Below are 17,581 nucleotides of genomic sequence, written 5' to 3'. Positions count from 1 at the left end.
GGGTTCATGGATCGCACTCATCAGGACGGATTCGTTCCCTGATTTGCTCCGATCTCCCCAAATCGTCCGTGTAGCAACCGAGGTAGTCTCCGGAAGAATTTTTCTCCTTAGCTGCGGGCTGTATGAATTTACAGTACAGCTGTTTCGCGTGAGCTGCGTCAGGCGTAGACTCCTCGGATTTTTCGATTTTGACCGTGATAAGGTCTCTTGAAAGAGAATTCGTTAGCGTGGCAAATGTCGCTTGAACAATACCTTTCCATTTGTGACAATTATCCGCCACTGGCTCATCAAAAGGATCCAAAGGCGTGTTTTTGACATTGTTCGGATGGGAATTCTTCCTCGAAACATATTCGCGTTCGGGAATATTCCTTGACTATTACTTTTCCATCTGTGAGAATCATATCTGGCTCTTAGGCCTTCACTTGGTTTTCAACAAGGTGGTAGTTAAGAAACATGGACAGCGCACAGATCACAAGCCTGGTCACGGCACTTGAGAAGTTCCACGACCTGGACCCCAAAATGCCCATCCGGCAAGTCATCTACCTGCTCACTCTTGCCCAGCAAAAGGAGCCTGTAGGTATCTCGGAAATGGCCGACCTGGTTGGGGTAGGTGTAGCTGTCGCATCCCGCTACGCTGCGAGCTACGGGCGTGGTGGGCGCACGGACGCTGGATTGGGCTTCCTGGTCGCTAAGGAAGACCCGAACGATTGGCGTAAGAAGCAACTGGTGTTCACTGACACCGGGCGCAAATTCATCGAAAACTTGTTCGAATCTGAGGACAAAAATGCCCATATACAGGAAGGGAAATAAGTATCTAGTCTCGCTTGGGTCACGTAACGACCGCTACCGACAAACGTTCGCCACAGAGGAAGAGGCGAAGGCCGATGAGGCCAGAGAGCTCGCAAGGAGGGCCGCGCTACCCAAGGCGGTACGTGGCGAAGGCACCGGCACCATTTCCCCGCTGAAATCCCGCAAGACCCTTCAAGAAGCCTACGACCTGACATTCCGACTGGAGTGGAAGGGTGGCAAGTCTGAAAAAACGATGACACTCAATGGCGGCAACGTGCTGAAAGCACTAGGGGCCGATACGCTGCTGAGCGACATCACGACCGAGACCATCACTGAAATGGTTCTGGAGTTTGAAGACCTGGGCAACTCAGGTTCGACTGTGAACCGCAAGCTGTCGCTTCTTTCTATGGTCCTCAAGACCGCCGTGAACCATAACTGGCTCCTCAGTGTGCCGCGTATGATCCGCCGTAAAGAAGGCAAGCACCGTATCCGCTGGATGAACACGGAGGAAGAGGGCAACGTCCTTAAGGCGTGCCAGCACCTGGGGCTCAACTGTCTTCATGACTTCATCATTGTGGCGGTCGATACAGGGTTCCGCCGTGCTGAACTCCTCGGGCTCAGTGCTCCTGACTTCCAGGAAGGAATGATCCACCTGTACGCCGGACAAACCAAGAATGGAGACGCCCGTGCCATCCCGGCTACCAGTCGCGTGGCGCGCATCCTGCACCGCAGACGGATGAACCTGACTACATTTGAAGGGCTCACCGTTTCGTCTCTGCGTCACCAGTGGGCCACTCTGCGCGCTTACATGGGCATGGAAGAAGACCCGCAGTTTATCGTTCACATGCTTCGCCACACCTGCGCTTCGCGCCTGGTACAGCGTGGCGTCCCATTGGCCTCTGTCCAGCATTGGATGGGCCACAAGAACATCAACACGACTCTCCGGTACGCGCATCTGGCACCGGAAAATCTAATGCAGGCGCGCAATGCGCTGGAAGCTACACCTGCACAGCCGACCGCTTTTGAGTCGGTAGAGCGCGACACGTTCTTCAACTATGGTGAAGCCACTACCGCCTAGTTGGGACACATTTTCTGATTCGTGGCTCGGGCAGAGTAGGCCCTGAGCGGCGACCGTGGGCCCACCCAAATTAGGGCGGGACACACCGGGACACATGGGGACACTTGGGACACGAATTTAGCGTTGCATAGTGTGTCCCACCTGTGTAAGATGCGCGCCAAGCCCTTGTATCTAAAGGGTTTCGCGAATAGACCAAGCTCTGGCACCAGATTTAGGTTCCAGCGGCGCAAGCTGTAAGAGTTCGAGTCTCTTCGTCCGCACCATGTTTTTGTAAGGTTGTACTGTAACACCGCACTATGGTGGGCGTAGCTCAGTTGGTAGAGCGCTGGATTGTGATTCCAGTTGTCGTGGGTTCGATTCCCATCGTCCACCCCATATTTTAAAGAGGCGCCTTGGTCGTGAGATCAGGCGCCTTTTTTGTTTTCATTGCTCCGTCATGCGGGCACTGCACGGTTCAGCACAAAATCTTCGTGATTCCCCCCTTGCAATGCTCTGGTGGCAGCCCAATAAAAGCTGTTAGATTTCAGCCGGTTGAAGCGCCGGCCCCGTTGGCCGGCAGAGGAACAGCCCGATGATTGCAAAAGAAGCCCGTCAGGCCTTGGCGCTGCAGCGATTTGCCGACGCCAACCCGCAGCTGCTCGAGGAGATTCGCGAGCTGGATGCGCGCGAGCAGGCCCAGCAAATCGAGTGGGCGTTCGAAGATGCGGCCCAGGAGCAGGGGCTGCAGCCCTGGGAGCTGGCGCTGCAACTGATCGCCGAAAGCCCGGAACAGTTGCGGGCCATGCGCCTTGAAACGCACCGCGAGGTCGCCGAGGCGCTGGGCCTGGAGTGGGAAGAATACTGTCAGTTCAACGAAATCGACCCTGAATAAAGGCAGCGAATTCGCCACTGGCAGTTGTTTGACAAGTTATTACGGCTGCACTGCGCCATGGGCAGGGTGCCGCTCTTGATGAAGGAGGCCCGGCGGCACGCCGTGCGGGCCTTGAAAGCTAATCGACCGGCGTGGTTTCCCGTCGTCCCGTGTGGGGTGACTTCTGCCGCGCGACTCACTAGAATGCTTGCCCTTGATTCTGGAGTCGGGCTAACGCCGGCTAACGTCTGTGCAACGAGGAATATCCATGCAAGTTTCTGTTGAAAACACTTCCGCTCTCGAGCGCCGCATGACCATCGCCGTTCCGGCCGAGCGCGTCGAGAACGAAGTCAACAAGCGTCTGCAACAGACTGCCAAGCGCGCCAAGGTTGCCGGCTTCCGCCCAGGCAAGGTGCCAATGAGCGTGATCCGTCAGCGCTTCGAAGCCGATGCACGCCAGGAGGCGTTCGGTGATCTGGTCCAGGCTTCCTTCTATGAGGCCATCGTTGAGCAGAAGCTGAACCCTGCTGGTGCCCCATCCGTCGAACCCAAGTCGTTCGAAAAAGGCAAGGACCTGGAGTTCGTCGCCATCTTCGAAGTGTTCCCGGAGTTCACTGTTTCCGGCCTGGAGTCGATCAACGTCGAGCGCCTGAGCGCCGAAGTGGCCGACGCGGACCTGGACAACATGCTGGAAGTGCTGCGCAAGCAGAACACTCGCTTCGAGGCTGTCGAGCGCGCCGCGCAGAACGACGATCAGGTCAACATCGATTTCGTTGGCAAGGTCGACGGTGAAGCGTTCGCCGGTGGCTCTGCCAAAGGCACCCAGCTGGTACTGGGTTCCGGCCGCATGATCCCGGGCTTCGAAGACGGTCTGGTGGGCGCCAAGGCTGGCGAAGAGCGCGTTGTCAACGTGACCTTCCCAGAGGACTACCAGAACCTGGACCTGGCCGGCAAAGCCGCCGAGTTCACCATCACCGTCAACAGCGTTTCGGCCCCTGTGCTGCCTGAGCTGAACGAAGAGTTCTTCGCCCAGTTCGGTATCAAGGAATCGACCCTGGAAGGCTTCCGCGCCGAAGTTCGCAAGAACATGGAGCGTGAGCTGCGCCAGGCAATCAAGACCAAGGTGAAGAACCAGGTCATGGACGGTCTGCTGGCCGCCAACCCGATCGAAGCGCCGAAGGCCCTGCTGGAAAACGAAATCAACCGTCTGCGCGTCCAGGCTGTTCAGCAGTTCGGTGGCAACATCAAGCCTGACCAGCTGCCTGCCGAGCTGTTCGAAGAACAAGCCAAGCGCCGCGTAGTGCTGGGCCTGATCGTCGCCGAAGTGGTCAAGCAGTTCGAGCTCAAGCCGGACGATGCCAAGGTTCGCGAGATGATCGAAGAAATGGCTTCGGCTTACCAGGAGCCTGAGCAGGTCATCGCTTGGTACTACAAGAACGACCAGCAAATGAACGAAGTGCGTTCGGTTGTGCTGGAAGAGCAAGTTGTAGATACTGTTCTGCAGAAAGCTACTGTGACCGACAAGTCGGTCTCGTACGAAGATGCCGTAAAACCAGCCCAGGCACCTGCCGAAGCTGAGTAATACGTTTTCTCTCGTAGGAAAACCCCACAAGCCAGCCTTCGAGCTGGCTTGTGCGTTATCAAGCCATGACTATTTGGGAGTGAGCGCAGGACATGTCCCGCAATTCTTATATTCAGCAGAGCTCTGACATCCAGGCCGCAGGCGGCCTGGTCCCGATGGTTATCGAGCAGTCCGCCCGTGGCGAGCGTGCGTACGACATCTATTCGCGCCTGTTGAAGGAGCGAGTGATTTTCCTGGTTGGCCCGGTTGAAGACTACATGGCCAACCTGGTCGTAGCGCAGATGCTGTTCCTCGAAGCGGAAAATCCGGACAAGGATATCCATCTCTACATCAACTCCCCGGGCGGCTCCGTCACCGCGGGCATGTCGATCTACGACACCATGCAGTTCATCAAGCCGGACGTCTCGACCATCTGCATCGGTCAGGCCTGCAGCATGGGCGCCTTCCTGCTGGCCGCAGGTGCCAAGGGCAAGCGTCACTGCCTGCCGAACTCGCGCGTGATGATTCACCAGCCGCTGGGCGGCTTCCAGGGCCAGGCGACCGATATCGAGATCCATGCCCAGGAAATCCTCAATATCAAGGCGCGCCTGAACGAGTTGCTGGCCTACCACACCGGCCAGGATCTGGAGACCATCAAGCGTGACACCGAACGTGACAACTTCATGAGCGCCTCGCGCGCAGCCGAGTATGGCCTGATCGACTCGGTCTACGACAAGCGGCAACTGGCCTCCTGAACCGGGGGGTCAGAGCAGGTGGGTGCGCAAAGCGCCCACCTGCGGACTTGAAAAAGCCCGCAATTGCCTTCATCTTGTGTTGCAAGCCTACCGGATTGGATCGATCGAATGACTGACACCCGTAACGGCGAGGACAGCGGCAAATTGCTCTATTGCTCCTTCTGCGGCAAAAGCCAGCACGAAGTGCGCAAATTGATTGCCGGGCCCTCGGTATTTATCTGCGACGAGTGCGTCGACCTGTGCAATGACATCATCCGTGAGGAGGTGCAGGAAGCCCAGGCCGAGAGCAGCGCGCACAAATTGCCTTCGCCGAAAGAAATCAGCGGCATCCTGGACCAGTACGTCATTGGTCAGGAGCGCGCGAAAAAGGTGCTGGCTGTAGCGGTGTACAACCACTACAAGCGCCTTAACCAGCGTGACAAGAAGGGTGACGAAGTCGAACTGGGCAAGAGCAACATCCTGCTCATCGGGCCTACTGGCTCGGGCAAGACCCTGCTCGCCGAAACCCTGGCACGCCTGTTGAACGTACCGTTCACCATTGCCGACGCCACCACCCTGACCGAGGCCGGTTATGTGGGTGAAGACGTCGAGAACATCATTCAGAAGCTGTTGCAGAAGTGCGACTACGACGTGGAAAAGGCCCAGATGGGCATTGTCTACATCGACGAAATCGACAAGATCTCGCGCAAGTCGGACAACCCGTCCATCACCCGTGACGTCTCGGGCGAGGGCGTGCAGCAGGCGCTGTTGAAGCTGATCGAAGGCACCGTGGCCTCGGTACCGCCGCAAGGGGGGCGCAAGCACCCGCAACAGGAGTTCCTGCAGGTTGACACCCGCAACATCCTGTTCATCTGCGGTGGCGCGTTCTCGGGCCTTGAAAAGGTCATCCAGAACCGTTCCACCAAAGGTGGCATTGGTTTCGGCGCTGAAGTGCGTAGCAAGGAAGAGGGCAAGAAGGTTGGCGAGTCCCTGCGTGAGGTCGAGCCGGACGATCTGGTCAAGTTTGGCCTGATTCCGGAGTTCGTCGGCCGCCTGCCGGTTCTGGCTACCTTGGACGAGTTGGACGAGGCTGCATTGGTGCAGATCCTCACCGAGCCGAAGAACGCCCTCACCAAGCAGTATGCAAAGCTGTTCGAGATGGAAAGCGTCGACCTGGAGTTCCGCAGCGATGCGCTCAAGGCCGTGGCACGCAGGGCTTTGGAGCGCAAAACCGGCGCCCGTGGCCTGCGTTCTATTCTCGAAGGCGTGCTGCTCGACACCATGTACGAGATTCCTTCGCAGAAGGATGTCAGCAAGGTGGTGATCGACGAGAGCGTCATCGACGGCACTTCGCAGCCGCTGATGATCTACGAGAACACTGAGCCGCAAGCCAAGGCTGCGCCAGACGCCTGATACAGGCAAAGGCCAGTTTGTGGTTGCAAGCATGAAGGGGCCTACGGGCCCCTTCATGCTTTTCCTGTGCTAATGCTTGTAATTTCCCAAGCCTGCCCCCACATTAGGTCCAAGCATCATTTCCACCGGTTTCCGGCCACAAGGCCGCTGTAGAGGCGAAATCATGAAGACCACCCTCGACTTGCCTCTTTTGCCATTGCGCGATGTCGTTGTATACCCGCACATGGTTATCCCGCTGTTTGTGGGGCGTGAAAAGTCCATAGAAGCCCTTGAGGCCGCGATGACGGGCGAAAAGCAGATCCTCCTGCTGGCCCAGAAAAACCCAGCCGATGATGACCCTGGCGAAGACGCCTTGTACCGTGTCGGTACTGTTGCCACCGTGCTGCAACTGTTGAAGCTGCCTGATGGCACCGTCAAGGTGCTGGTCGAAGGCGAACAGCGTGGCGCCGTCGAGCGCTTCACCGAAGTGGAAGGGCACATCCGTGCCGAAGTTTCGCTGATCGACGAAACCGACTCCGCCGAGCGCGAGTCGGAAGTTTTCGTGCGCACGCTACTGTCGCAGTTCGAGCAGTATGTGCAACTGGGTAAAAAAGTCCCTGCCGAAGTGCTGTCGTCGCTGAACAGCATCGAAGAGCCAGGGCGGCTGGTCGATACCATGGCTGCGCACATGGCCCTGAAGATCGAGCAGAAGCAGGAAATCCTCGAAATTGTCGACCTCACCGCCCGCGTGGAGCACGTGCTGGCACTGCTGGATGCCGAAATCGACCTGTTGCAGGTGGAAAAGCGCATTCGCGGTCGGGTCAAGAAGCAGATGGAGCGCAGCCAGCGCGAGTACTACCTGAATGAGCAGATGAAGGCCATTCAGAAAGAGCTCGGCGATGGTGACGAAGGCCACAACGAAGTCGAAGAGCTGAAAAAGCGCATCGAAGCTGCCGGCCTGCCCAAGGATGCCTTGACCAAGGCCCAGGCTGAGCTCAACAAGCTCAAGCAGATGTCGCCCATGTCAGCCGAAGCCACCGTGGTGCGCTCGTACCTCGACTGGCTGGTGCAGGTGCCGTGGAAGGCCCAGAGCAAAGTCCGCCTGGACCTGGCCAAGGCCGAGGAAATCCTTGATGCCGACCATTATGGCCTGGAAGAGGTCAAGGAGCGCATCCTCGAGTACCTCGCCGTACAGAAACGGGTGAAGAAAATCCGCGGTCCTGTGCTGTGCCTGGTAGGTCCACCCGGCGTCGGCAAGACCTCGCTCGCCGAATCGATCGCCACCGCCACCAACCGCAAGTTCGTGCGCATGGCACTGGGCGGGGTGCGTGACGAAGCCGAGATCCGTGGTCACCGTCGTACCTACATCGGTTCGATGCCGGGCCGCCTGATCCAGAAGATGACCAAGGTGGGCGTACGCAACCCGCTGTTCCTGCTCGATGAAATCGACAAGATGGGCAGCGACATGCGTGGCGACCCTGCCTCGGCGTTGCTCGAAGTGCTCGACCCGGAGCAGAACCACAACTTCAATGACCACTACCTGGAGGTCGACTACGACCTCTCGGACGTCATGTTCCTGTGCACCTCGAACTCGATGAACATTCCACCGGCGCTGCTGGACCGCATGGAGATCATCCGCCTGCCGGGGTACACCGAGGACGAGAAGATCAACATCGCCATCAAGTACCTGGTGCCCAAGCAGGTCAAGGCCAACGGCTTGAAGAAAGACGAGTTGGAGGTCGATGTCTCGGCGATTCGCGACATCATCCGCTTCTACACCCGTGAGGCCGGTGTGCGTGGCCTGGAGCGGCAGATCGCCAAGGTTTGCCGTAAAGTGGTCAAGGAACATACCGGGCAGAAGCAGGTCAAGGTCAAGGTGGCCAGCGAGCAGCTGGAGCACCTGCTGGGCGTGCGCAAGTTCCGCTACGGCCTGGCCGAGCAGCAAGACCAGATCGGCCAGGTTACCGGCCTGGCCTGGACCCAGGTGGGCGGCGAGTTGCTGACCATCGAAGCCGTGGTTATCCCGGGCAAGGGCCAACTGATCAAGACGGGCTCGCTGGGCGATGTCATGGTCGAATCGATCACTGCCGCGCAAACCGTGGTGCGCAGCCGCGCCCACAGCCTGGGTATAGCCGCCGGCTTCCACGAGAAGCACGACGTGCACATCCACATGCCCGAAGGGGCCACACCGAAAGACGGCCCGAGTGCCGGTATCGGCATGTGCACGGCGTTGGTCTCGGCCCTTACGCAGATCCCGGTGCGCGCTGATGTCGCCATGACGGGTGAAATCACCTTGCGCGGCCAGGTGCTGGCAATTGGCGGGTTGAAGGAAAAACTGCTGGCAGCACACCGGGGCGGTATCAAGACGGTCATCATTCCGGAGGAGAACGTTCGCGATCTGAAGGAAATTCCGGAAAATATCAAACAGGATCTGCAGATCAAACCCGTCAAATGGATTGACGAAGTCCTGCAAATTGCGCTGCAATACGCCCCGGAGCCCTTGCCAGATGTGGCTCCCGAGATCGTCGCGAAAGAAGAGAAGCGCGACAGCGATGCCAAGGAAAGAATCAGCACGCATTAGTGGTTTTTGGCTGGGAGGCTTTCCTTGACAGTTTTTTCGAGGCCTTGCTATAAAGCGGCTCGTTATTGTCAACAAGCCTCCCAACGTACGTTTCGTAAGCTTTCCATTACATACTTAGAAACAAACTCAATAGAGAAATAAGGGGACTTAGAGTGAACAAGTCGGAACTGATTGACGCTATCGCCGTATCGGCTGACATTTCCAAAGCTGCTGCAGGTAAGGCTCTGGACGCTGTGATCGACTCCGTAACCGGTGCCCTGAAAGCAGGCGACGACGTCGTTCTGGTTGGCTTCGGAACCTTCACGGTCAAAGAGCGCGCCGAGCGCACTGGCCGTAACCCACAAACCGGCAAGGCGATCAAGATTGCAGCCGCCAAGGTTCCAGGTTTCAAGGCAGGCAAAGGCCTGAAAGACGCCGTCAACTAAGTCGTCTTCAGCCGGACCCGGCCAGGCCTGGTCCGAGCACGCTGATGGCGGGGCGCAAACGTTCCCGCCTGACACGTTTGCTAAGCAAAGGCGCATCCTCGGATGCGCCTTTCTTTTATCAGGATTCTACCCACGCTCCGCGGTTGTCGACGCAGTGGTACAGCCGTTTCTGGGGGACGCATGCTGCAAAATATCAGGGACAATTCACAAGGTTGGATTGCCAAGTCCATCATCGGCCTAATCGTCGTATTGATGGCGTTGACCGGTTTCGAAGCCATTTTTCAGGCCGCCACACATAGCCAGGACGCCGCCAAGGTAAACGGCCAGACCATCAGCCAGAACGAGCTGAGCCAGGCGGCCGACATGCAGCGCCGCCAGCTGATGCAACAGTTGGGCAAGGACTTCGACCCAGCGCTGCTGGATGAAAAACTGCTGCGTGAAGAGGCCCTCAAGGGCCTGATCAGCCGCAAGCTCTTGCTGCAGGGGGCTGAGGACGCCAAGTTCGCCTTCTCCGATGCCGCGCTGGATCAGGTGATCCTGCAAACGCCGGAGTTCCAGGTAGACGGTAAATTCAGCGCCGACCGCTTCGACCAGGTCATTCGCCAGATGGGTTATGGCCGCATGCAGTTCCGCGACATGCTGGCCGAGGAAATGCTCATCGGCCAGTTGCGCACTGGCCTGGCCGGTAGCAGCTTCGTCACCGACCAGCAAGTCGATGCCTTCGCCCGCCTCGAGAAGCAGACCCGCGACTTCGCCTCCCTGACCTTCAAGGCCGACCCGGCCGCGGTCAAGGTCAGCGACGCCGAGGTCAAGGCGCACTACGACCAGCACGCCAAGGAGTTCATGTCGCCTGACCAGGTGGTGATCGACTACATCGAGCTGAAAAAGTCTGCCTACTTCGACCAGGTCAAGGTGACCGACGAAGAGCTCAAGGCCCAGTACGAGAAAGAAATCGCCAACCTCGCCGAGCAACGCCACGCGGCGCACATCCTGATCGAAGTGAACGACAAGGTCAGCGACGCACAGGCCAAGGCCCGTGCTGAAGAGATCGAGCAGCGCCTGGCCAAGGGTGAGAACTTTGCCACCCTGGCCAAGGAGTTCTCCCAGGACCCGGGTTCGGCCGGCAACGGTGGTGACCTTGGTTTCGCCGGCCCGGGTGTGTATGACCCGGCCTTCGAAGAGGCGCTGTACAAGCTGCAGGATGGCCAGGTATCGGCGCCGGTGCGTACCCAGTTCGGTTACCACCTGATCAAGCTGTTGGGCGTACAGGCGCCAGAGGTGCCGAGCTTCGCCAGCCTGAAGGACAAGCTTACCCGTGACCTGAAGACCCCGCTGGTCGAGCAGCGTTACGTGGATGCCAGCAAGCAGCTGCAGGATGCTGCCTATGAGGCTTCCGACCTGGCCCAGCCGGCCCAGGACCTGAACCTCAAGGTCCACACCTCTGCACCATTCGGTCGCGAAGGCGGCGAAGGCATTACTGCCAACCGTTCGGTGGTGCAGGCTGCGTTTTCCGAAGAAGTACTCGACGAGGGGGCCAACAGTACCGCCATCGAGCTCGACCCGGAAACCACCGTGGTACTGCGCGTCAAGGAGCACCGCAAGCCTGAGCAACTGCCGCTGGAGGCAGTGGCCCAGAATATCCGCCAGCACCTGGCCAAGGAGAAGGCCACGGCCGAACTCAAGGCCAAGGCGGACAAGCTGATCGCCGGCCTGCGCGACGGTTCCATTGCTGCTGGCAGTGTGCATGAGGGCCAGGGCTGGAAAACCCACGAAGCCGTGACCCGCGGTGAGGAAGGCATCGATCCTGAGGAGCTGCAGGCGCTGTTCCGCCTGGCGAAACCGCAAGCCAAGGACAAGCCGGTGTATGGCAGCGTCGTGCTGCGTGACGGTAGCCTGGTGGTGCTGCAGCTCAAGGGCGTCAACGAAGGCACTACCGCCACCGACGAAGAGAAGCAGCAGATTCGCCGCTACCTCGCCTCGCGTGCCGGCCAGCAAGACTTCGCGGCCTACCGCAAGCAGCTGGAAGCCAATGCCGACATCACCCGTTACTGACGTGATCGCTGCATGACGAACGGGCCGCCTAGTGCGGCCCGTTCTGTTTCTGCTGCCTGCTCCGGCCTAGCGCTTCACCCCTTCATGATTATCCAGCGTGTCCCGCGCGATCTCGCGCCCCAGGGCAATCAGCTCGGGCGCCTTGTAGAATTCGAAGAACCGGCATACCCGTTTCGGCACGTTGATCAGCACATCCGGCGGATAGCCGGCGATCTTGTACTGCGCCAATGAGGTCTGCATGACCTCGAAACTCTGGTTGATCAAGTCCAGCAGCGAGGCTGGGCCCACGTTGTCGATGATGAACGAACCGGTAGCCGACTTCGGCGCGCCTTCGCGCTCTGGCGCAGCCGCCGGCTGCTGTGTGCCCGGGCTGGCGGCTTCGCTTTGCCATGGGTTGGGCTGTGCCAGCCCTTCAGCGACGATTTCCTGTTCGATGCGGATCAATTCTTCGGCCGGTTTGCGCCGGAAGGGCAAGTGTGCGCCCAATGAACTGAGCAAGGCATCGAAGCGCGTCTTGAACGCTGCCGGGCGTTCGATCACGGGCAGCTGGTACTGCTTCTGGTTGGTGGCGTTGAGGTTGACCGCGATGATCAGGTCGCAATGGCTGGACACCACCGGCACGATCGGCAGTGGGTTCAGGATACCGCCATCAACCAGCATGCGGTTGCCCTGCATTACCGGCGTAAACAGGCTGGGGATGGCCGCCGAGGCGCGCATGGCCTGGTGCAGGCAGCCCTCCTGAAACCATATCTCCTGCTGGTTGGTCAGGTCGGCGGCAACCGCCGTGTAGGGGATGCGCAGTTGCTCGATATTGATCTCGCCGACGATCTTGCGGATCTGCCCGAATACCTTGTCACCGCGAATGGCGCCTAGGCGAAAGCTGACATCCACCAGGCGCAGCACATCCAGATAATCGAGGCTCTCGATCCAGTTGCGGTACTCGTCCAGCTTGCCGGCGGCATAGATGCCACCGATGACTGCACCCATGGAGCAGCCAGCGATGCAGGCGATATCGTAACCCCGGCGCTCGATTTCCTCGATCACGCCTATGTGCGCATACCCTCGAGCCCCGCCCGAACCCAGTACCAGTGCCACGCGTTTACTCATCAACTTTCCCCGGCCAGTGCCATCATGCCCCTACAATGCACCCATCGTTGCCTCTGCTTCAATGTAGATTGTGTGCAGCTACTGTAGTAAAACCGCTTTGGCAAAGCCGGCCGGGCAGGGCACTTTTGAACTGCCGGGGCGTCGAAATGCCACCGTTTTTTTCCTTGAGGTATCACCGATGAAAGCCTGGATCTGCCTTCCCCTGATTGCTCTGGCCCTTGCCGGCTGCGCAGGCAAGACGGCCTACCGAGAAAGTTGTGCGACCCAGCTGGATGCCGCCTGGAAGGAGCTTGACCTGGCCAAGGCCGAAGGCTTTGCCGGCGCCGTGAGTTATTCCAAGGCTTTGTCGTTACTCACTGGTGCTAAAACCCAGCAGCAGTTCGAAGGTTATGAAAGCTGCACGCGCAAAGCCGAGAAGGCGCGCTTCTACATTCGTGAGTCCCGCGCCGGGCGTTGATCGAGGAGCGTTCCATGTCTGCCATGCTTGACTCCGTCGTTGCCCAGATACTGGCCTTGCAGGTGCGCCTGCTGGCGTGTCGCGAACGCCTGGCTGCCGATACCGACAGCGAGGCCCTGCATGACCTGCGTATTGCCGTACGGCGGCTACGCAGCCTGCTGCGGCCACTGAGGGGGCTGCCAGGGGTGGAGCAGCTGGAGGCCGCTGCAAGCGCGCTGGGGGCCCTGACCACGCCCTTGCGTGACCAGGAAGTATTGGCTGCGCAACTGATCGCTAGCGGTTACACCGAAGCTGGGCAACGCCGCACGCAAGGCCGCGGTAGTGCATACGCCAGCGTTGCCCGCAGCCAGCAGTTGGCCCGGGTGCTGGCGATTGCAGATGCCTTTCCACTGTTCCTGCGCGCAGCGGGCCGCGAAGGCTTGGCCAAGGCATTGGGCAAACGCGTCGACAAGCGCTTGGTCAAGCAGTGGCACAAACTGCAGCACGCCTTGCAGGACCCCAACCACGACCGTCACCGGCTACGTTTGTTGATCAAGCGTGCGCGCTATGGCGACGAGGCCTACCCGCAATTCCAGCATGCCAGCCAGAAACTGCAGCGTCTGCTGAAAAAAGCCCAGGCCGACCTGGGCGACTGGCACGATCGCTTGCAGTGGCTGCTACAGGCGCGCGACCACGCCGACCTGGCACCTTGCCAAGCCGTTTGGCAGCAGCAGTTGCAGGAGGCCGAGCAACGAGCCGATGTGACCTTGGCCGCGCTGGCCAAGGCCATTGCACGGCGCCAGCCCGGGAAATGACCGAAATAGGGGCTGTTCGTCCCGCGTTAGCTGGCTAGGATGGGCACACCCTTTTCGCCGCAGGCAGGAGCCGGTCCATGAATTTCAATCAACTGCTCGACGCCGTGCGGGCCAACCCCGACGCAGTCAGCATTCCGCCGACCTGGGCGCAAGGCCGAGCGGCATTTGGCGGCCTCATGGCGGCCCTTGTGTACGAGGCGATGCGCCTCAAGCTGTGTGACAACCGCCCAGCGCGCTCCCTGGCCATCACCTTCGTGGCCCCTGCAGCGGCAGACGTACCTATCCGCTTCGAGGTGGAGGTGCTGCGCGAGGGCAAGGCGGTCAGCACCTTGCTTGGCCGCGCGGTACAGGCAGGCCAGGTGGTGACGCTGGTGCAAGGCAGCTTCGGGGCAGGGCGGCCTTCGGTCGTGCAGGTACCGGCGTTACCGGCTACGGAAATGAAGGCGCTCGAAGAGGCGGCTCCGGAGCTGCCCTATATCAAGGGGGTCACGCCGGAATTCATGCGCCATGTGGCCTTGCGCTGGGCCGTGGGCGGGCTGCCATTCAGTGGTAATCAGTCGAGGAAGATGGGCGGTTGGGTGCGCTTGCGCGATGTCGCCGACGAACGCGCCAACGAGGCGCACCTGCTTGCCTTGGTCGATGCGTGGCCGCCGAGCCTGATGCCGTTCCTGAAGCAACCCGCAGCTGGCAGCACGCTGACCTGGACCATCGAGTTCATTCAGCCTGTGGTCAAGGTCTCTACCCAGGACTGGTGCCGCTATTGCGTTGAGACCGAATATGCCCGGGATGGCTACGGCCATGCGGCAGCAGCACTGTGGACCGCCCAAGGTGAATTGCTGGCGCTGAGCCGGCAGACTGTCACCGTGTTCGCCTGACAAGCCGGCACCGGACCATCGGCTCAGCGTCGGTGCTTGTGGCGCTCCCGCCATGCCTTCAGCCAGGCGCCACTGAAAACAAAACGCGGGAAGGTGATGAACTGCTCCGTCAACAGGCGCTGCACGGCATCCTGGCGGTTAGCGAACGGCTCAGGTTGCTGGGCTTCCAGGCGGTGCCCCTGGCGCTGCAGGCCCAAGCCGGCAATCAAGGCTATGATACCCACCGCGATCTGGCTCAGGTCGAGCCCGAATAGGCCCGACAGTACCAGCAGCGCGCCCAGGATGAACAACGGGACGGCAATCAGGTGCAGCACCAGGTTTGTCGGGTGACGGTGGTTATGGTGGTAGCCGCGCCATTGCCAGGCGGGCAAGTTGGGCAGACGTTTACTCATGGGCATCTCCTCATCCAATGCCCAAAGCTTAGTGCTGCCCGCGCAGGGGGGCCAATCGAGGCTGGCTATGGTGGCTATAGCTTGAGCTGGCCGATGGCCTTGTTGAGCGCCCCAGCCAAGGTCGCCAGCTCGCTACTGGTGGTGGCCGAGCCCACCGTCTGTTGCACGGTCTGCTCGGTGACATCACGAATGCTCACCACCGCGCGGTTCATTTCCTCGGCCACCTGGCTTTGTTGCTCGGCTGCCACGGCAATCTGCGTGTTGCTCTCGCGCATCTGCGCCACGGCACCGGTGATCTCGGCCAGGGCTTCACCGGCTTCCTGAGCCTGGCGCACGCAATCATCGGCCTTGTACGAGCTTTCCTGCATGAACTCCACTGCATCGCGGGTACCCGACTGCAGTGCCGAGACCATTGTGGTGATTTCGTCAGTGGAGGTTTGCACGCGCTTGGCCAGGTTGCGCACCTCATCGGCGACCACGGCGAACCCGCGGCCCAGGTCGCCGGCGCGTGCGGCTTCGATGGCGGCGTTGAGCGCAAGCAGGTTGGTTTGTTCGGCGATGCTGTGAATCACATTGACGACCCCGTTGATTTTCTGGCTGTCATCGGCCAACTGGCGAATCATCTCGGCGGTTTGCTGAACACCGCTGGACAGCCCGGAAATCGAATCCTGGACCCGGCTTACCACCTCTTTGCCGCTGCCGGCCAGGGTGTCGGCGGTTTGGGACAGGTCACGGGTAGCGCCGGCATGCTGGGCGATGTGGTGCACGGTTGCCGACATTTGGTTGATGGCGGTGGCCGCCTGGTCGGTCTCGCTTTGCTGGCCAAGCATGCCGTGGCGCACATCGTTCATGCTGGCGGCCAGGCGCGCAGCGCCCGAGTCCAGCTGCGCGGCAGTGTGGGCGACGGTGCTGACGACGCGGTGGTAGGTGGCCTGCATGGCATTGAAGGCACCGGCCATCTGGCCGACCTCATCACCACAGGCCAGTGGCACACGGGCTGCCAGGTCGCCGGTTTTTTCCACGTGCAGTATCACATCCTTGAGGGTATTGAGCTGGCTGAGCAGAAAACGGATGAGCAGTTGCGAGGCAGCGAGCATGGCCAGCATCAGAATCAGGACACACACCGCGTAATTGCTGAAGCGTTCGAAGAACACCTGGCGCAGACTGGGCGACGGGGCCACTACCGCCATGTACTGATTGCCGCTGCGCACGACCTGTGCGCCGCGCAGCGGGTTGTCGCCCAGCACCCAGGCACCTGGCAGGTCCACCCAGCCCTGGCCGTCGCGCAGGCGCTCGAGCGGTTCTCCGGCAAAGGTGGGCGTTTGCCCGGCTGACCAGCTGATCACATTGGCCTGGCGCGGTATTGGCTGCTGGCTTGGCCAGACAGCCAGCAGCTCGGCTTGCTGCACCGCCTGTACCTGGGCCACCTCGGCGCGGGCGCGTTGCTCCAGGTGCACGGCATACACCACCAGCAGCAAGGTCGTGACAAAGGCCACCGCGTTGACGGCCCAGAATTTGTACTTCAAGGAAACATTGCTAAGCCAGGCACCCATGGGCAGGTCTTCTCTGAGTTGAGCGGAAACAATATTGGCAAGGTGCCATCATTGTGCCAGCTCGTGCCAGGGCCGTTGTTGATGTGTATCAAGAAAAAACAACGGTGTTGTTCTCCTGCCTCAACCGGCCCCGTCAGCTCAGATCTGGAAGAACGCCCCTGCCGTGGCCGTGGTGTGCGCTGCCGTATGTTCGACCGTTTCACCCCGGTGCAAGGCCACTTCATGCAGTACTTGCGGCAAGAAGGCCGGCTCATTGCGGCCGTTCTTGGGTTTGGGGCGCAGGGTGCGGGGCAGCAGATAGGGGGCATCGCTTTCCAGCATCAGCCGGCCTTCGGCAATGTTGCCCACCAGCGCGTGCAGGTGCGTCCCCCGGCGCTCGTCGCAGATCCAGCCGGTGATACCGATGTGCAGGTCCATGTCGAGGTAGGCGAACAGCGCCTCACGCTCCCCAGTGAAACAATGCACGACCGCCGCGCTCAGGTGGTCGCGGTAATCCTTGAGAATGGCCAGCAAGCGCTCGCTGGCATCGCGCTCATGCAGGAACACCGGCAGGCGTAGCTCAACGGCCAGCGCCAACTGGGCTTCCAGAGCTTTTTCTTGCAGGGGGCGAGGGGAGAAATCACGGTTGAAGTCCAGGCCGCATTCGCCCACAGCACGTACCCGTGCCTCGCTTAGCAGTTGGCGCAGCCGGCCTTCGCTACCGGCCTCCCATGCCTTGGCATCGTGGGGGTGCACGCCGGCAGTGGCAAACAGATGCGCGCCACTGGCGTCCAGTTGCTGGCACAGCTCCAGTGCCTGTTCGCTGACTGCCAGGCTGGTGCCCGTCAGCACCATCTGGGTCACCCCGGCTTCGATGGCGCGCTCGACGACGGCCGCCTGCTGGTCGTGGAAGCTGCTGTTGGTCAGGTTGACGCCGATATCGATCAGTTGCATGGTGGTCT

At 60.2% G+C, this 17,581-nt stretch carries 16 protein-coding genes and 1 tRNA gene; 13 read left to right on the top strand and 4 right to left on the bottom strand.

Annotated elements, in window-relative coordinates:
- Positions 1-453 precede the first annotated feature (453 nt).
- The 10 genes from G1E_RS15380 (at position 454) to G1E_RS15335 (ending at position 11,462) form a co-directional block, all read left to right on the top strand.
- Positions 454-810, top strand: coding sequence for a hypothetical protein (locus G1E_RS15380; RefSeq protein ID WP_009683202.1), 357 nt, complete (start codon positions 454-456; stop codon positions 808-810).
- Positions 785-1,867: a site-specific integrase gene (locus G1E_RS15375; RefSeq protein WP_009683201.1), complete on the top strand. Its 1,083-nt coding sequence runs from the start codon at positions 785-787 to the stop codon at positions 1,865-1,867. Before G1E_RS15380 ends, G1E_RS15375 begins: the two co-directional genes overlap by 26 nt.
- Positions 1,868-2,166: 299 nt before the next feature.
- Positions 2,167-2,242, top strand: a tRNA-His gene (locus G1E_RS15370).
- Between the two features lie 196 nt (positions 2,243-2,438).
- Positions 2,439-2,738, top strand: coding sequence for a DUF6388 family protein (locus tag G1E_RS15365; protein ID WP_009683823.1), 300 nt, complete (start codon positions 2,439-2,441; stop codon positions 2,736-2,738).
- 247 nt (positions 2,739-2,985) lie between these two features.
- Positions 2,986-4,299 (top strand): trigger factor, encoded by a 1,314-nt coding sequence (gene tig, locus G1E_RS15360; protein ID WP_009683824.1) that lies wholly within the window; start codon positions 2,986-2,988, stop codon positions 4,297-4,299.
- A gap of 92 nt (positions 4,300-4,391) precedes the next feature.
- On the top strand, positions 4,392-5,033 hold the full coding sequence (gene clpP / locus G1E_RS15355; protein ID WP_009683825.1) for an ATP-dependent Clp endopeptidase proteolytic subunit ClpP: 642 nt from the start codon (positions 4,392-4,394) through the stop codon (positions 5,031-5,033).
- 108 nt (positions 5,034-5,141) lie between these two features.
- Positions 5,142-6,425: an ATP-dependent Clp protease ATP-binding subunit ClpX gene (gene clpX / locus G1E_RS15350; protein ID WP_009683826.1), complete on the top strand. Its 1,284-nt coding sequence runs from the start codon at positions 5,142-5,144 to the stop codon at positions 6,423-6,425.
- A gap of 163 nt (positions 6,426-6,588) precedes the next feature.
- Complete coding sequence (gene lon / locus G1E_RS15345) at positions 6,589-8,985, top strand: endopeptidase La (protein ID WP_009683827.1); 2,397 nt, start codon at positions 6,589-6,591, stop codon at positions 8,983-8,985.
- A gap of 152 nt (positions 8,986-9,137) precedes the next feature.
- Positions 9,138-9,410, top strand: a complete 273-nt coding sequence (hupB, locus tag G1E_RS15340; protein ID WP_009683828.1) for a nucleoid-associated protein HU-beta — start codon at positions 9,138-9,140, stop codon at positions 9,408-9,410.
- A 180-nt stretch (positions 9,411-9,590) separates the two neighbouring features.
- Positions 9,591-11,462, top strand: coding sequence for a SurA N-terminal domain-containing protein (locus G1E_RS15335; RefSeq protein WP_009683829.1), 1,872 nt, complete (start codon positions 9,591-9,593; stop codon positions 11,460-11,462).
- Between the two features lie 66 nt (positions 11,463-11,528).
- Here the strand turns inward: G1E_RS15335 and G1E_RS15330 are convergent, their stop codons facing one another.
- Entirely contained in the window at positions 11,529-12,569 is a 1,041-nt protein-coding gene (locus G1E_RS15330; protein WP_009683830.1) for a patatin-like phospholipase family protein, read from the bottom strand.
- A gap of 178 nt (positions 12,570-12,747) precedes the next feature.
- Here G1E_RS15330 and G1E_RS15325 point away from each other — a divergent pair, with 178 nt between their 5' ends.
- The 3 genes from G1E_RS15325 (at position 12,748) to G1E_RS15315 (ending at position 14,695) form a co-directional block, all read left to right on the top strand.
- Complete coding sequence (locus G1E_RS15325; RefSeq protein ID WP_003259403.1) at positions 12,748-13,026, top strand: hypothetical protein; 279 nt, start codon at positions 12,748-12,750, stop codon at positions 13,024-13,026.
- Positions 13,027-13,040: 14 nt separating this feature from the next.
- On the top strand, positions 13,041-13,820 hold the full coding sequence (locus tag G1E_RS15320) for a CHAD domain-containing protein (RefSeq protein WP_047149918.1): 780 nt from the start codon (positions 13,041-13,043) through the stop codon (positions 13,818-13,820).
- A gap of 77 nt (positions 13,821-13,897) precedes the next feature.
- Positions 13,898-14,695, top strand: coding sequence for an acyl-CoA thioesterase II (locus G1E_RS15315; RefSeq protein WP_009683833.1), 798 nt, complete (start codon positions 13,898-13,900; stop codon positions 14,693-14,695).
- 23 nt (positions 14,696-14,718) lie between these two features.
- Here G1E_RS15315 and G1E_RS15310 read toward each other — a convergent pair whose 3' ends face one another.
- The 3 genes from G1E_RS15310 to G1E_RS15300 all read right to left on the bottom strand — a co-directional run bounded on the left by G1E_RS15310 (position 14,719) and on the right by G1E_RS15300 (position 17,573).
- Positions 14,719-15,087 carry an Mpo1-like protein gene (locus tag G1E_RS15310; protein WP_009683834.1) on the bottom strand — a complete coding sequence of 123 codons (369 nt, stop codon included), beginning with the start codon at positions 15,085-15,087 and terminating at the stop codon, positions 14,719-14,721.
- Between the two features lie 74 nt (positions 15,088-15,161).
- Positions 15,162-16,640: a methyl-accepting chemotaxis protein gene (locus G1E_RS15305; protein WP_009683835.1), complete on the bottom strand. Its 1,479-nt coding sequence runs from the start codon at positions 16,638-16,640 to the stop codon at positions 15,162-15,164.
- Between the two features lie 138 nt (positions 16,641-16,778).
- A complete protein-coding gene (locus G1E_RS15300; protein WP_009683836.1) occupies positions 16,779-17,573 on the bottom strand; it encodes a TatD family hydrolase in 795 nt (264 codons plus the stop codon).
- Positions 17,574-17,581: the final 8 nt, after the last annotated feature.

The organism is Pseudomonas sp. TJI-51 (genome assembly GCF_000190455.2).
Lineage (GTDB): Bacteria > Pseudomonadota > Gammaproteobacteria > Pseudomonadales > Pseudomonadaceae > Aquipseudomonas > Aquipseudomonas juntendi.
This window is presented reverse-complemented; position numbering and strand designations above follow the sequence as displayed.